The sequence below is a fragment of the Pseudomonas sp. xss_4 genome, assembly GCF_043104125.1.
GTDB lineage: Bacteria > Pseudomonadota > Gammaproteobacteria > Pseudomonadales > Pseudomonadaceae > Aquipseudomonas > Aquipseudomonas parafulva_B.
Window position 1 is genome coordinate 1 of record NZ_JBICKJ010000005.1, and the last position, 14,366, is coordinate 14,366.

General features: G+C 63.4%; 16 protein-coding genes. 8 read left to right on the top strand and 8 right to left on the bottom strand.

Features of this window, described 5'->3' with window-relative positions:
• Positions 1 to 223 precede the first annotated feature (223 nt).
• From ACF8GB_RS00050 to ACF8GB_RS00060, 3 genes are all read right to left on the bottom strand, one after another.
• On the bottom strand, positions 224 to 565 hold the full coding sequence (locus tag ACF8GB_RS00050) for a DUF2892 domain-containing protein (RefSeq protein ID WP_058638054.1): 342 nt from the start codon (positions 563 to 565) through the stop codon (positions 224 to 226).
• 104 nt (positions 566 to 669) lie between these two features.
• The gene (locus ACF8GB_RS00055; RefSeq protein WP_033728691.1) at positions 670 to 1,140 is read right to left on the bottom strand and encodes an RNA methyltransferase; all 471 of its coding nucleotides are present in this window, start codon (positions 1,138 to 1,140) and stop codon (positions 670 to 672) included.
• Between the two features lie 66 nt (positions 1,141 to 1,206).
• On the bottom strand, positions 1,207 to 1,575 hold the full coding sequence (locus ACF8GB_RS00060; protein ID WP_023534919.1) for a YajD family HNH nuclease: 369 nt from the start codon (positions 1,573 to 1,575) through the stop codon (positions 1,207 to 1,209).
• Between the two features lie 132 nt (positions 1,576 to 1,707).
• Between ACF8GB_RS00060 and ACF8GB_RS00065 the strand changes: the two genes are divergently transcribed.
• On the top strand, positions 1,708 to 1,986 hold the full coding sequence (locus ACF8GB_RS00065; RefSeq protein ID WP_058638055.1) for a hypothetical protein: 279 nt from the start codon (positions 1,708 to 1,710) through the stop codon (positions 1,984 to 1,986).
• A 94-nt stretch (positions 1,987 to 2,080) separates the two neighbouring features.
• Here the strand turns inward: ACF8GB_RS00065 and ACF8GB_RS00070 are convergent, their stop codons facing one another.
• Positions 2,081 to 4,123, bottom strand: a complete 2,043-nt coding sequence (locus ACF8GB_RS00070; RefSeq protein ID WP_145257261.1) for a S9 family peptidase — start codon at positions 4,121 to 4,123, stop codon at positions 2,081 to 2,083.
• 127 nt (positions 4,124 to 4,250) lie between these two features.
• Between ACF8GB_RS00070 and ACF8GB_RS00075 the strand changes: the two genes are divergently transcribed.
• Genes ACF8GB_RS00075 through ACF8GB_RS00085 form a run of 3 tightly spaced genes read left to right on the top strand, consistent with a single transcriptional unit; the run spans position 4,251 to position 6,064 of the window.
• Positions 4,251 to 4,745, top strand: coding sequence for a hypothetical protein (locus tag ACF8GB_RS00075; protein WP_058638057.1), 495 nt, complete (start codon positions 4,251 to 4,253; stop codon positions 4,743 to 4,745).
• A gap of 14 nt (positions 4,746 to 4,759) precedes the next feature.
• Positions 4,760 to 5,533, top strand: a complete 774-nt coding sequence (locus ACF8GB_RS00080; RefSeq protein WP_078478940.1) for a class II glutamine amidotransferase — start codon at positions 4,760 to 4,762, stop codon at positions 5,531 to 5,533.
• 9 nt (positions 5,534 to 5,542) lie between these two features.
• Positions 5,543 to 6,064 (top strand): DUF2937 family protein, encoded by a 522-nt coding sequence (locus ACF8GB_RS00085; RefSeq protein WP_058604214.1) that lies wholly within the window; start codon positions 5,543 to 5,545, stop codon positions 6,062 to 6,064.
• 89 nt (positions 6,065 to 6,153) lie between these two features.
• On the opposite strand, the gene ACF8GB_RS00090 is transcribed toward ACF8GB_RS00085, so the two are convergent.
• Positions 6,154 to 7,080: a LysR family transcriptional regulator gene (locus ACF8GB_RS00090; protein ID WP_392475592.1), complete on the bottom strand. Its 927-nt coding sequence runs from the start codon at positions 7,078 to 7,080 to the stop codon at positions 6,154 to 6,156.
• A 130-nt stretch (positions 7,081 to 7,210) separates the two neighbouring features.
• Here ACF8GB_RS00090 and ACF8GB_RS00095 point away from each other — a divergent pair, with 130 nt between their 5' ends.
• Genes ACF8GB_RS00095 through ACF8GB_RS00110 form a run of 4 tightly spaced genes read left to right on the top strand, consistent with a single transcriptional unit; the run spans position 7,211 to position 10,925 of the window.
• Complete coding sequence (locus ACF8GB_RS00095) at positions 7,211 to 8,497, top strand: MFS transporter (protein WP_058638059.1); 1,287 nt, start codon at positions 7,211 to 7,213, stop codon at positions 8,495 to 8,497.
• A 36-nt stretch (positions 8,498 to 8,533) separates the two neighbouring features.
• Complete coding sequence (locus ACF8GB_RS00100) at positions 8,534 to 9,286, top strand: 5-oxoprolinase subunit PxpA (protein ID WP_372239224.1); 753 nt, start codon at positions 8,534 to 8,536, stop codon at positions 9,284 to 9,286.
• The gene (gene pxpB / locus ACF8GB_RS00105; RefSeq protein ID WP_196186397.1) at positions 9,283 to 9,969 is read left to right on the top strand and encodes a 5-oxoprolinase subunit PxpB; all 687 of its coding nucleotides are present in this window, start codon (positions 9,283 to 9,285) and stop codon (positions 9,967 to 9,969) included. Before ACF8GB_RS00100 ends, pxpB begins: the two co-directional genes overlap by 4 nt.
• Entirely contained in the window at positions 9,966 to 10,925 is a 960-nt protein-coding gene (locus tag ACF8GB_RS00110; RefSeq protein ID WP_058638062.1) for a biotin-dependent carboxyltransferase family protein, read from the top strand. Before pxpB ends, ACF8GB_RS00110 begins: the two co-directional genes overlap by 4 nt.
• A 101-nt stretch (positions 10,926 to 11,026) precedes the next feature.
• Here ACF8GB_RS00110 and ACF8GB_RS00115 read toward each other — a convergent pair whose 3' ends face one another.
• The 3 genes from ACF8GB_RS00115 to ACF8GB_RS00125 form a co-directional block, all read right to left on the bottom strand.
• Positions 11,027 to 12,205, bottom strand: a complete 1,179-nt coding sequence (locus ACF8GB_RS00115; protein WP_078478936.1) for a VWA domain-containing protein — start codon at positions 12,203 to 12,205, stop codon at positions 11,027 to 11,029.
• A 13-nt stretch (positions 12,206 to 12,218) separates the two neighbouring features.
• Positions 12,219 to 13,064 (bottom strand): MoxR family ATPase, encoded by an 846-nt coding sequence (locus ACF8GB_RS00120; RefSeq protein ID WP_023534935.1) that lies wholly within the window; start codon positions 13,062 to 13,064, stop codon positions 12,219 to 12,221.
• 190 nt (positions 13,065 to 13,254) lie between these two features.
• Complete coding sequence (locus ACF8GB_RS00125) at positions 13,255 to 14,328, bottom strand: DUF748 domain-containing protein (protein ID WP_058638064.1); 1,074 nt, start codon at positions 14,326 to 14,328, stop codon at positions 13,255 to 13,257.
• Positions 14,329 to 14,366: the final 38 nt, after the last annotated feature.

Genomic DNA, 14,366 nt, shown 5'->3' on the forward strand with positions numbered 1-14,366 from the left:
AATACTGTAGGAGCGGTCCTCGTGCCGCGATGGGGCGCGAAGCGGCCCCGGCGATATGTGCTACGAAGTTGAATGCGTGAGCCTCTGGCGCAGGCCCTGACCGAAGGCACGTCGCCCCGGGTGCCCTCAAATCGAATGTGTGAGCACTACACCAAACCGCAGCCGTCAAGTAGACGCCTTGCCGCAACGCCGCCACGGCAAGACCAGGATACAGTCCAGGGCATCACACCCCAGCGACAGGATCCTTGCCGGTCACTGTCACGCCTTCGGTGGCCGCTTTGGCACTGTCCTTCAGTGCAGTCAGCTCGTCCCCAGTACGCTTGAGGTCTGATTTCAGCTGGTTGTACTGATCGCGGTGGTGCTGCAACCACGCCTTGGTGGCGCAATGCCCAGTGAAGCCGCGCACCAGCGCCAGGCCACCGACGGCTATCTTGAACAGCCCTACGATACCGCCCTGGCTCAGCCCTTTGCCCACCAGCAAAGCACCGCCGGCCAACGAAGTGGCGCGTTCCATGCCATGGACGTTCTTTTCCTGCAACGGTGCATCAGAGTGATTATCAAGCATTGGTAAGCCCTCTTGGTGATGTGTAAGCAGCTGACCTGCCTGCGGGGGGCGACGTTCACTCCACGTGCAGGGCGAACCTCCTGGCGGTCATGACAGCGCACGCATCACTTGAACTTCGGGCCCGAGCGGGTATTCAGGCCCTTGGCCAGACGGTCGTACAGCACCACGTTCACCGTGGCCGCCAGGTTCATGCAGCCGGTGGTGGGAATGTAGATGGTTTCCTCGCACCAAGCCCTCACTTCAGGGCTGAGGCTGCCGTCTTCGGGGCCGAAGATGTAGATGGCGCGGTCCGGGTGGGTGTAGTCGGGCAGGGGGCGGGCGCCTTCGACCAGTTCCACGGCCACCGGGGTACAGCCCAGCGGGATGATGCGTTGCAGGTCATCGATGCCGATCAGTGGAATGTCGTAGTGCACGCGCTTGGTGTCGGTCACGAAGTCCCGCGCGCGCTCGTAGCGCTTGCCGGTATAGAACACCGAGTTGACCCCGTAGCAGCCAGCCGCACGCATTACCGAGCCTACGTTTTCGGCCGACTTGGGGTTGAACAGGCCGATGCAACTGTATCGTTTGTTAGCCACGAACCGGGGCCCTTCGCAAAAAAGACGCGATTATACGGGTTGCCCGGTCATGGTGGGGGCTGCTGGTCAGTCCTTCTTCAGCATGCCTGCCAGTGCCGCGAACGGGTTGTGGGTGGCCTTGGCAATGCTTGGGGTGCTGGTGGAGCCTTCGCTGAAGTATTGCTGATCGGTGTAGCGCGAGTGTTCGTTGTCATGGCAGTACAGGCACAGCAGCTCCCAGTTGGAGCCGTCCTGGGGGTTGTTGTCGTGGTTGTGGTCACGGTGGTGCACGGTAAGCTCACTCAGGCGCTTGCCGGCGAACTCGCGTGCACAACGCCCGCACACGTGCGGGTACATCCTCAGGGCCTTGTCGCGGTAGCCCATTTCCTTGTCGCGCTTGGCATCGGCGAGGATGCGGTCCAGGCGCGCAGTGGCGGCGGAAGTAGAGGAGGTCATGGTGTTTCCTTCGTTCTGATCAGGCAAATGACGGTTATGCCGTCGAGTCTAGCGCGGCTGCATGATCGGCGCACAGGCGAAAAATGTCATATGGGCGTAGCCTGTAGGAAGATTCTGAACAGGAGGTTGCCGATGCTTGCTGCGATTCTCGCCGTGGTCTTGGTGGCGGGCGTGCCTGCGGCTCACGCTGCCAGCACGCCGCCGCGGTTGACCACGCCTGTACCCGGTGCGCCGGGTACACCCACCCCCACGCCGTATCCGCAGATCACCCCAAGCAGCCCGCCCAAAGCCACCGGCACCTCCCAAGGGGCACCCTTGCTACCGCCAATGCCAGTGCCCGGCCCGCCCAAGGACCAGCCACTGCCAGGGTTGCGGCAGGATCTAGAGAAGCCGGGGCGGGATCAGGAGTGATCGAAGGCGGCCGTCCACACCTCGCCTTGCGGCTTGCCGTCATGCATGAACTCAGATCGCTGGGGCCGCTGCGCGCACCAAACCGGCCGGCGCCTCAGACAACCCCCAGCTCACCCAGCACAAACCCATACTCCAAGGCCACGTCCTTCAACCCCTGGTAGCGCCCGCTCATACCCCCATGCCCGGCACCCATCTCGGTCTTGAGCAGCAGCAGGTTGTCATCGGTCTTGCGCGTACGCAGGCGGGCGACCCACTTGGCCGCTTCCCAGTACTGCACCCGGCTGTCGTTGTAGCCTGCCACCACCAGCATGGCCGGGTAGGGCTGGGCTTTCACGTTCTCATACGGCGCATAGGCCTTGATGCGCTCGTACACCTCAGGCTCCGCGGGATTGCCCCATTCGTCATACTCGGTCACCGTCAACGGCAGCTCAGGGTCGAGCATGGTGTTGAGCACATCCACGAAGGGCACCTCGGCGATGGCGCAGCGAAACAGCTCGGGACGCAGGTTCAACACGGCGCCGATCAGCAGCCCGCCGGCACTGCCCCCACTGATGGCCAGGGTTGCAGAGGATGTCACGCCTGCGTTGATCAGGTGTTCGGCGCACGCGATGAAATCGCTGAAGGAATTGTGCTTGTGTTCCTGCTTGCCGGCACGGTACCAGGCCTCGCCCAGCTCGCCGCCGCCGCGCACATGGGCGATGGCAAACGCTACACCACGTTCCAGCAGGCTCAGCCGCGCATGGGAGAACCATGGGTCCAGGCTCTCGCCATAGGCGCCGTACCCGTACAGGTAGAGCGGTGTGGTGCGACCCACATCCTGGCGCCGTCGCACCAGGCTGATCGGCACTTGGGTACCGTCTGCCGCGGTGGCCCACAGGCGCTCGCTGACATAGGCGTCGGCATTGAAGGGCCCCAGCACCGGCGTCTGCTTGAGCACCTCCTGCGCGCCAGTGGCCAGCGCCAGCTGACGTACCTGGGCCGGCCGGTTCAGCGCTTCGTAGCGCAAGCGTACCCGAGGGCTGTCGAATTCCAGGCTGTCCTGCACGTACAGGCTGTAGGCCGCGTCGGGTAAATCCACCCGGTAGGGCGACAGCCCCTGTGGGCGCACTTCGATGATCGGCAACCCGCCATCACGCAGGCTCAGGGTCAATGCGCTGGCATTGAGGCTCAGTCCTTCAAGCATGATGTCATCGCGATGGGCGACCAGCCGTTGCCACTGGGCACGGCTTGGCACGGGGTCGGCCGGGGCGTGATACAGGGCGAAGTTGATACCGTCCTGGTTGGTGCGGATGAACCATCGCCACTGCCCATCGAGCAGGCCATGATCGGGGAAGTACTCATGGCCTTCCACACGCGGTGCCAGGCAGGTGAACGGCGCTTGCGGCGTGGCCGCGTCCAGCACCCAGGCTTCGCTGGTGGTCTTGCTGTTGAGCAGCAGCACCAACTGGCGTTCGGAGCTGGTGCGGTAACAGTGCAGGAAGAACCGGCCATCGGGCTCCTCGAATACCCGCTGGGCACCTTCCTGACCCAACGTATGCCGGTACAGCCGCCAAGGGCGGTGGGTATCGTCGAGTTCGGCAAAGAACAGCGTACGGCTGTCATTGGCCCAGGTCAGGCTGCCATCGCAGTCGTCGAAGGGCAGGGTCGTTACATCGCCCGTGGCCAGATCCTTGATGTACAAGGTGTAGATTTCGTCGCCGCTGGTGTCCAGGCTATAGGCCAACAGGCGATGGTCGGGACTGACGTTGAACGCCCCCAGCGAGAGAAAGCCGCCGCCTGCCAGGGCGTTCGGGTCGAGCAACAGTTGCTCCAGGCCTTCATCGACCGTGTTGGAATCATCGGCAGGGCGTGGGCAGCGATAATGGCGGGGGTATTCATCGCCTGCGGTGGTGCGGGTGTAGTACAGGTAGGGCCCCCACGGCGATGGCAGGGACAGATCGGTTTCCTGGATGCGACCTTTGATCTCCTCGAACAACTGTTCGCGCAAGGGGGCCTGATCGGCCAGACAGGCTTGCTGATAGGCATTTTCCGCTTCGAGGTAAGCCAGTACCTGGGGATCGTCACGCTGTTGCAACCACGCGTAGGGGTCGGTCGCATCGTCGGCTCTGGCCAGGGGCGGCAAGTGGGTGCTTGGCATCGAATTTCTCTCGGTTCTTGAGGGGCGCTACCGGCAGCTTCGGCGGCGCACCGGTACAGGCAAACACTGTGTGCGCCAGGAAATGTGTTTATCATAGGCACCTCTTTGCCTGGCTTGCACGATTACCATGATCGAGAACGACTACACCCTGGCCTGGGGCCTCTACGCCGTGGCCGCCCTGGGCTGCCTTCTGGTGGGCTTCAAGCTCACCGGCTGGATGTGGCGCTGGCTGCGCGAACCGCTGCGCGTCGTGCTGGCGGTGCTGCTGTTTACGCCGACCGTGGTCGACCCGGTCAAGGACAGCTTCGCCCCGGCCATTGCCATCACGGTGCTGGATGTCGCCTTCAAGGTGGGCAACAACGCCTGGCGCGCAGTGTCGGACTTCGCCATGTACGGCATGATCGCCTTCGTGCTGTATTTTCTGTTCGTGCTAGTGCGTTGGCCGCTGGAGAAACGCGCCCGCGAGCGCCGCCTGCGGGCCGAAGCCGCCGCCCAGCGCGAGGCCGCCGAAGCGCAGGCGCTGGCGCCGGGGGAGCCCTTGGCCGCCGAGCGTGGCGATCGTTACCGTGACGACCCGCCTGTGCTGCCTGCTGGCGCCGGCCGGGTCGAGCCCCGCCTGTAAACGGAGACACCGCCATGTGCGAACTGCTGGGCATGAGTGCCAACGTCCCCACCGACATCGTCTTCAGCTTCACCGGCCTGATACAGCGCGGCGGTCGCACTGGCCCGCACCGTGACGGCTGGGGCATCGGCTTCTACGAAGGGCGCGGCCTGCGCCTGTTCCAGGACCCCGCCGCCAGCAGCGAGTCCGAGGTGGCCAACCTGGTAAGGCGCTACCCGATCAAGAGCGAAGTAGTGATCGGCCACATCCGCCAGGCCAATGTGGGCAAGGTCTGCCTGGCCAACACCCACCCCTTCATGCGCGAGATGTGGGGGCGCAACTGGTGCTTTGCCCACAACGGCCAGCTGGGTGACTTCACCGGCTCCACAAACTTTTACCAGCCCATTGGTGATACCGACAGCGAGGCGGCCTTCTGTGACCTGCTCAATCGCATCCGCGGCGCCTTCCCGGAGCCGGTGCCGGTGGAACAGTTACTGCCGGTGCTTGTCGAAGCCTGTGCCGGTTATCGCGCCCGCGGCGTGTTCAACTGCATGCTCAGCGATGGTGACTGGCTGTTCTGCTTCTGTTCGACGAAGCTGGTCCACATTACCCGTCGCGCGCCGTTTGGCGCGGCACGGCTGAAGGATGTCGACCTGATCGTCGATTTCCATACCCAAACCACCCCCAACGACGTGGTCACGGTGATCGCCACCGAGGCCTTGACCGAGAACGAAACCTGGAACCGCTACGCGCCAGGTCAGTGGGCCCTGTGGCGGCACGGCGAGTGCACCGCGCACGGACAAAGCTAAGGATGCTGCATGTTCAGAAGTTACCTGCGGTTGCTGCTGTTCACCTTCGGGCTATTGGCCGGCATCCAGGTCCCGGGGCTGGTCAAGGATTACAGCCAGCGCGTGGAGGCGCACCTGTTTGAATCACGCGAGGCGCTGGACGGCTTCCGCCAGACAGCCGAGCGCTTTTTCAACGGCGATCTGCAAGCCTTGTTGCGACACTACCGCAGCAGTGACGACCCGGTCTTTCTCAGTGACGCCAACAGCATCGAAAGCCTGATGATTCGCAACCAGCTGCTTGAAGACGAATGGCAAGCGCTGCAAGGTTCATGGGCGCAGCGTACCTGGCACGTCCTGGTGCAAGCCGACCCGCGGCTGCGAGAAGAAACGCTCAACGGCTACGGCTATCAGATTCTGCTGGCGCCTGAGGCCATCGGCTGGGGCGTCGGTGCCGGGTTCGTGCTGGCGTTCGTGGTTGAAAGCCTGTTGTTGGGCATAGGTCGGCTGATACTGGGTGGGCGACGTGGGGCGGTGAAAGAGAGTTGGCGTTAGGTGAAGTCCTGACACCCTGCATGAGCGGGAGTGCGCTACGCTCCCATCCGGTCCTGGGCTGGCCCCATTCCAAATCGGGCTACAAACCCTCAGCCCATAGTCCCCGGCACCAGCACGATCCGTTGCCCGCCCACATCCTGTGCATAGCGCTCCAGTACCTGCCGACAAACTCCAACCACTTCCTCCACCAACGCCACCCCGGTCTGCCAGGCCACCACCAGTTCCAGGCTCGGCGGGGGCTCAAGCCCAGCCAGCAGCACCAGGTCACCCTGGTTCAGTTCGGCCTCTACCAGGGCAGGCGGCAAGGCCCCAATGCCAAAACCGTCGCGCAACAAGCGGGTAATAGCCGCTACCGAATTGACGCAGTTCAGCCGCGGCGTTTGCGCCCCGGCACCTTGCAACAAGGCCAGCACTTCCTGATGCGGCCGTGAATTCTTCGAGAAGGTCACGATGCGCTCGCGCCCCAACTCGATCAGTGACGTGTAGTCCCTGTGCAGGTGCGAGCCTGCCGCGACTATCCAGCCCATCGGGTAGCGCGCCAGATCCAGGCTGCGGATCGAGGGCTCGCGCAGTAAGTCTGTTTGCACGATAACGTCCAAAAAACCCTTGTGCAGTTGTTCGCGCAGGTTCAGCGCCGTGTCGGCGATGAGTTCGATTTCCACCTGCGGATAGCGCTCGGTCAATTCGGCCACCAGCGCGCTCATCCAGGTATGAATGACCGTGTCCATCACCCCGAGACGAATACGCCCGACCTTGGCCCGGTCGCTGTCCAGCGACTGTTTGAGCGCCTTGGCGGTTTCCAGCATGCGCTCGGCATGTTCCAGCACCTTGCTGCCTTCCGGAGTCAGGCTGACCCCGCGCGAGTCGCGCAACAGCAGCTTGACGCCCAGGTCGACCTCCAGCGCCGCGATACGGCTGGACACCGACGCCTGGGTGGTGAACAGCTTCTGCGCGGTCAGGCGGAAGCTCTTGAGACGAGCGACCCAGACGAACGTTTCGAGAAAGCGAAGGTTCATGATCAGTTTTTCTTGTTCCAGACCCAGGGTTTTTCTCGTTGGACGTCAGCGCCGCGTGCTCTGAACATGAAGCCCAGGCCGCGACCTTTGCTGTCGCCCCATAAAACAATACCAACAAGCCGAGGCATCCATGAACCCCACCGGCACGCAGCAGCAGGTCAGTTCCCCATCCTCCTCCGGGCCTTTTGCCTGGTACCGCGACATCGATCAGCAACAACGGCGCACCTTCTGGAGCTGCAAGATCGGCTATGGCCTGGACGGCATGGACACGCAGATGCTGAGCTTCGTCATCCCCACGCTGATCATGCTATGGGGCATCACCACCACCGAGGCTGGGCTTATCCACACCAGTACCCTGGTCGCTTCGGCCATCGGTGGCTGGGTGGCCGGCATTCTCTCCGACCGCATCGGCCGGGTCCGCACCCTGCAACTGACGGTGCTGTGGTTCGCCTTCTTCACCTTCCTTTGCGGCTTTGCCCAGAACTACGAGCAACTGCTGATCGCCAGGACCCTCATGGGTTTTGGCTTCGGCGGTGAGTGGACGGCAGGCGCCGTGCTCATCGGCGAGGTCATCCGTGCCCAAGACCGCGGCAAGGCAGTGGGCATGGTGCAGTCAGGCTGGGCCATTGGTTGGGGGCTGACGGCCATCCTGTACGCGCTGCTCTTCACTTGGTTGCCGCAGGAGCAGGCCTGGCGAGCGCTGTTTTTACTGGGGCTGGTGCCGGCCGTGTTCGTGATCTTCGTTCGGCGGCTGGTGAAAGACCCGGAGGTCTACCGCCAGGCCAAGGCAGCCGAAGACACCGAGGCGCCATCGCACTTCTACGAAATCTTCGCCCCCGGTCTGCTCTGGACCACCGTGCGCGCCTCGCTGCTGACCACTGGCGCACTGGGCGGCTACTACGCAATCACCGCCTGGCTGCCCACGTTTCTGAAGAACGAACGCGGGCTGAGCGTGCTGGGTACCGGCGGCTACCTGGCGATGGTGATCGTAGGCTCCTACGTGGGCTACGTGATCAGCGCCTACCTGTCCGACCTGCTAGGGCGCAAAAAGAATTTCATCCTGTTCGCCGTAGGCTCGTTCGTCATCGTGCTGCTGTACACGCAAATGCCCGTCAGTGATGGGGTGATGCTGTGGTTGGGCTTCCCGCTGGGCTTTTTCGCCTCGGGCATCTTCAGCGGCATGGGGGCCTTTCTGACCGAGCTGTTTCCCACGCGCGTGCGCGGCTCGGGGCAGGGCTTTTGCTACAACGTCGGCAAGATCGTCGCGGCGCTGTTCCCGCTGCTGATTGGTATGCTGGGGCAGCAGGTGCCGCTGGGCCTGGGTATCGGCTTGTTCTCGGCCGTGTCCTATGGCGTGGTGATCGTGGCAGCGCTAAGCCTGCCAGAAACACGCGGCAAACAATTGCAGGCGCGCTAAGGTAGGAACATGAATAACGACAAGGGGTACACCGTGGTGCAACGCCTGTTACTCAACTGCGACATGGGCGAAAGCTTCGGCAGCTGGCGCATGGGCCTGGATGCCGAGGTCATGCCCTACATCGACTGTGCCAACATTGCCTGCGGCTACCACGCTGGTGACCCCGGCATCATGCGCCGCACCGTGGCGCTGGCGCTGGAACACGGGGTAACCATTGGCGCACACCCGGCCTACCCGGACCTGGTCGGCTTCGGCCGGCGCAGCCTGGCGTGCAGTGCCGAAGAAATCCGTGACCTGCTGCACTACCAGATCGGCGCGCTCGATGGCATCTGCAAGGCCCAGGGCACACGCGTCGCCTACGTAAAACCCCACGGTGCGTTGTACAACGACATGATGGCCGACCCATTGATCCTGCGCACGGTGCTGGAGGCCGTGGCGGCCTATGACAGTGGCCTGCCGCTGATGCTCATGGCTACGGCCGACAATGGGGCGGCCCAGGCGCTGGGTACTGAAATCGGCGTACCGCTCTGGTTCGAGGCGTTTGCCGATCGGGCCTACACCGCCAGCGGCCACCTGGTGTCGCGACGCCTGCCGGGCGCCGTGCATCACGACCCGGCGCAAGTGGTCGAGCAAGCCGTAAAGCTGGCCCGCGGCGAAGCACTGCTGGCCAGTGATGGCACTGGACTGCTGCTCAAAGCCCAAACGCTGTGCGTGCATGGGGACAACGACAGCTCTGTGACGGCAGTTCGGCAGATCCGCCAGGCACTCGATGGGATCAGATCAGCATGACCCCACGCATCGAAGTGGTCGGCATCGATTGCCTGATGGTGCGTCTGTTCGAGCGTATCGAGGAAGCCAACATGCCTTGGGTGCTTGCCGCCAGTCAGCGCTTGCAAGCGGCTTTTGGTGCGCACTTGCGCGACCTGGTGCCGTCCTACACCACCCTCATGGTGCATTTCGACCTGCCGCCGGCCGATGCACGCTGCCTGATCGTGCAAGCCCTTGAAGGGCTGCAGCCTGGCACTGAGAACACCGGCTGCCTGCACGAGATACCGGTGTGGTACCACGCCAGCGTCGGCCCGGAGTTGCCCGTGCTGGCCCGCCGGGCAGGCCTGAGCGAGGCTGAGGTCGTGCGCTTGCACAGTGAACGTGACTACCCGGTGTTCGCCCTGGGATTCGCGCCGGGTTTCGCGTTCATGGGGCTGGTGGACGAACGGCTGGCCACCCCGAGGCTAAGCACCCCGCGCAAGCAGGTGGCAGCGGGCAGTGTCGGCATTGCCGAGCGCCAGACCGCTGCGTACCCGGCCGCTTCCCCCGGTGGGTGGAACCTGATCGGGCGTACGCCGGTGCGGTTGTTCGACCGTGGGCGGGACGGCTACAGCCTGCTGCAACCGGGCGACCGCGTCCGCTTCGTTTCGGTGACGCGGCAGGCGTTTCTGGCGTTGGGCGGTGATGAGGAGGCACAGGCATGAAGCATTTGCGAGTCGAGGCCAGCACACCGCTGTGTGCGCTACAGGATGCAGGCCGATTTGGCGTGAGGCACCTTGGGGTCACCCAGGGCGGCGCTTTGGATTGGGTCGCGATGCACTGGGCCAACGGGTTGCTGGGCAACGCTCTGCAGGCTCCCGTCGTAGAGGTTGCCTTGGGTGGATTCAGCGTGGTGGCGCAGCACGATTGCGTACTGGCGCTGGCCGGGGCCGACCTGGACGCGCACATCGACGAGCACTACTTGGCCCCTTGGCGCAGTTTTACCCTGACGAAGGGGCAGCGCCTTACCCTCAGACAACCTCGGCAGGGCGCTCGCGCTTATCTGGCCGCACCGGGCGGTTTCGATGCCGAGCCTGTGATGGGCAGTTGTGCCACGGTCGTGCGCGAGGGGCTGGGCGGGGTCGATGGCCAGGGCGGCGTGTTGCGTGAAGGCCAATGCTTGAGTTTTGCCGGTACAGCCACACCGATCCGCGAAGTGCCTGGTCACCTGCGTCCTGAGTATGTGGTCAAGCCCACCTTGGACCTGGTGATTGGCGCGCAGATCGGCGACTTTGCTGGCCTTAGTCTGTTCGATGCCTTCAACTGCGACTGGACGCTGGACACCCGTGCCGACCGCATGGGCATCCGCCTGCTTGGCCCGCCTCTGGTTTATCAAGGCCCGGCCATGATCTCCGAAGGCATTCCCCTTGGCGCCGTCCAGGTCCCGCCCGATGGGCAGCCGATCGTGTTGCTCAATGATCGCCAGACCATCGGCGGTTATCCCCGCCTGGGGGCGCTGACGCCCCTGGCACTGGCACAACTGGCACAGTGCATGCCAGGGGCGAAGGTGCGATTGCGGCCGGTAATGCAGGAGCAGGCATGGCGGGAGCAGCAGGCGTATCTGGAACGCTGGCACGTGTTGTTGAGCGGCCTTCCCGGGGCGCCGGACCGGCCGCGATAGGCCGCGCAGCGGCCTCGGCGATCTGGACTGCGAAGCTGAAATCCTGGGGCCGCTGCGCGGCCCATCGCGGCCGGTCCTACAGGGGGCGTGACTTTGCGGCTTTACTTCGACAGATACCGCATCCCATCCTCCAACCCCTGCAAGGTCAGTGGATACATCCGGTCCTCGATCAGTTCACGCACCAGCTGGGTAGAAGCGGTGTAACCCCAGGCCTGGCGGGGGTATGGGTTGATCCAGATGACCTTGCGGAACTTGGCCATGATGCGCTGCATCCAGACATACCCGGCTTCCTCGTTCCAATGCTCCACGCTGCCGCCCGGCTGGGTGATTTCGTAAGGGGCCATGGCTGCGTCCCCGACGAACACGACCTTGTAGTCCTCGCCGTACTTGTGCAGCAGGTCGAACGTGGAATAACGCTCCGACGTGCGCCGCAAGTTGTTCTTCCAGACCGTCTCATACACGCAGTTGTGAAAGTAGTAGTACTCCATGTGCTTGAACTCGGTCTTGCAGGCCGAGAACAGCTCCTCGCAGACCCTGACATGGGCATCCATCGAGCCACCGATGTCGAACAGCAGGAGCAATTTCACCGTGTTGCGCCGCTCCGGGCGCATCTGGATGTTCAGCAGGCCCGCATCGCGTGCGGTATGGTCGATAGTGCCATCGATGTCCAGCTCTTCGGCAGCGCCTTGGCGGGCGAACTTGCGCAGGCGCCGCAGGGCCAGCTTGATGTTGCGCGTACCCAGCTCCACCTGATCGTCCAGATTCTTGTACTCGCGCTGGTCCCAGACCTTCACTGCCTTGCCCTGGCGCTCGCCAGCATCGCCCACGCGGATACCTTCGGGGTTGTACCCACCCGAGCCGAACGGGCTGGTGCCACCGGTGCCAATCCACTTGTTGCCGCCTGCGTGGCGCTCCTTTTGCTCCTGCAGGCGCTGCTTGAACGCCTCGATCAGCTTGTCCAGCCCACCCAGTGACTGGATCTGCGCGCGCTCCTCAGGGGTCAACGAGCGCTCGAATTCCTTGCGCAGCCAGTCCTCAGGGATCAACGCCTCGATGTGTCGATCCAGGTTCTCCAGGCCGTTGAAGTAAGCGGCGAAGGCCCGGTCGAACTTGTCGAAATGGCGTTCGTCCTTCACCAGGATGGCGCGGGCCAGGTAGTAGAATTCGTCCATGTCGGCGAACACCACATGCCGTTGCAAGGCATGGTGCAGGTCGAGCAGTTCGCGCACCGACACCGGCACCTTCGCCGCGCGCATTTCGTTGAACAGGTTGAGCAACATGGCCCCGGCTCCCTCAGCGGTTGCCGCGCCGGCTCATGAAGGCCAGGCGCTCGAGCAGCTGCACATCCTGCTCATTTTTCACCAGCGCCCCGGCCAGCGGAGGGATGGCCTTGGTCGGGTCGCGCTCGCGCAGTACCGCTTCGCCAATATTGTCGGCCATCAGCAGCTTCAGCCAGTCGACCAGCTCGGACGTTGAAGGCTTTTTCTTCAGGCCCGGTACCTTGCGCACGTCGAAGAACACGTCCAGCGCCTCGCTGACCAGCGACTGGCTGATGTTGGGGTAGTGCACATCCACGATGCGTTGCAGCGTGGCCCGGTCGGGGAAGGCGATGTAGTGGAAGAAGCAGCGGCGCAGGAAAGCGTCCGGCAGCTCCTTTTCGTTATTGGACGTGATGATGATGATCGGGCGCTGCCTGGCCTTGATGGTCTCGTCGATTTCATAGACGTAGAACTCCATCTTGTCGAGTTCCTGCAACAGGTCGTTGGGGAATTCGATATCGGCCTTGTCGATCTCGTCGATCAGCAGGATCACCCGCTCCTGGGCCTCGAAGGCCTCCCACAACTTGCCTTTTTTCAGGTAGTTGCGTACGTCGTGGACCTTGTCTACACCCAGCTGGGAGTCGCGCAGGCGGCTGACGGCATCGTATTCGTACAAGCCCTGGTGGGCCTTGGTTGTGGACTTGATGTGCCAGGTAATCAGGCGCGCCCCGAACGAAGCTGCCAACTGCTCGGCCAGCATGGTCTTGCCGGTACCAGGCTCACCCTTGACCAACAGCGGGCGCTCGAGGGTGATGGCCGCATTGACGGCCAGTTTCAGGTCGTCCGTGGCGACATAGTCACCCGTGCCTTCGAACTTCATGGGGTCTTTCCTCTGCTTGGGCTTGCGGGCCGATGTGCAGCCAGCCTGTCAGCCGCCCTTGGTGTGGGCGGCAGGCTGGCGCTCAGGTGGCCAACACAGGGTGTGATGGTGGGCCCGACTATACCGCGGGGGTACGACGACTGAAAACGCAGACCGCGTATTCAGTCCCCGAATGTCTCGTCACTGCGCCTTAGTCGGAATCCGGCGCGCTGCGTTCATAGCGCGCACTGAACGCCTGCACGAATCCATTGCGCAGGATCTGCAGGAAGGCCTCGAACGCACTGATGTTCTGCCTGCGCACGCTGCCACTGAGCTCAACGCGCGTGGCGAACTGGTTTTTCGGCTGGTTCTTTAGCACGGTTTCGGTGGCCCCCACCAGCGCCTCCCAGACCGAGCGGAACAGGCCCTTGTCCTTGTCCTCCACGTCCTGTTGCCAATCGAATACCTCGACGTCGCGCAGCAAGGGCTTGATGTAGCCGTTCAGGCGGCCATTGGTGGCCTCGGCCTCGATGACCACATCGCCATGGCCAGCCTTGAAGTCGAACTTGCCATAGGCGCTGGCAAAGTCGTTGAGTCGTCGCAGCTCGATGCCGGTGGCACGCAGGCGGAACTCGAAGTCGTCGAAATCGCTGAACGGATCGAAGGTGGCACGGCTCTCGACCTTGGCATCACCTGCGACCAGGGCGCGGGCTTCGAAGCTGGCGTCGCGCCGGCCGGCTTCGTCACGGATGTTGGTGAGGTTGCGAATGCTGGCCTGCAACTGCGTCGCCTTGAGCGTGACCGGGGGCTTGGAGCTGAAGTTGCGGAAGGTCAGCACCCCGTCATCGATCACCACCTCGTTGAGCGTGATGGGCAGCAGCTTGTCCAGTTGCTGACGCCAGTCAGTGCCCTGGCCGGTCTGGGAGTTCTGCTTGTCGCCGCCATCGACGAAGTTCAGCTCCGGGCGTAGGAAGGCCACTTCGGCCACTACGGCGCGGTCATACCAAAGCGAATGCCAGCTGACCGAGATGTCGATTACCGGGGCGTTGAGAAAAGGCACCGGCACCTTGCCCGTGGTCTTGACGATCTTCAGCCCGTTAACGGTGTAGGCACCGCGCCACCAGGCCAGATCCACATCGCTGACCTGCCCCCGGTAGTCGCCCATGTCGGCCAGTTTTTCATTGAGGTAGTCACGCACCAGGTAGGGCAGGGCAAGCTGCAAGGCCACCAGCAGCACGATGAGGCTGCCGAGGGCGATCAGCGGCCAGCGATAGCGGGCTCTCATGGCAGTTCTCCAGGGCAAGGTGTGTGGTTGACCGCAGG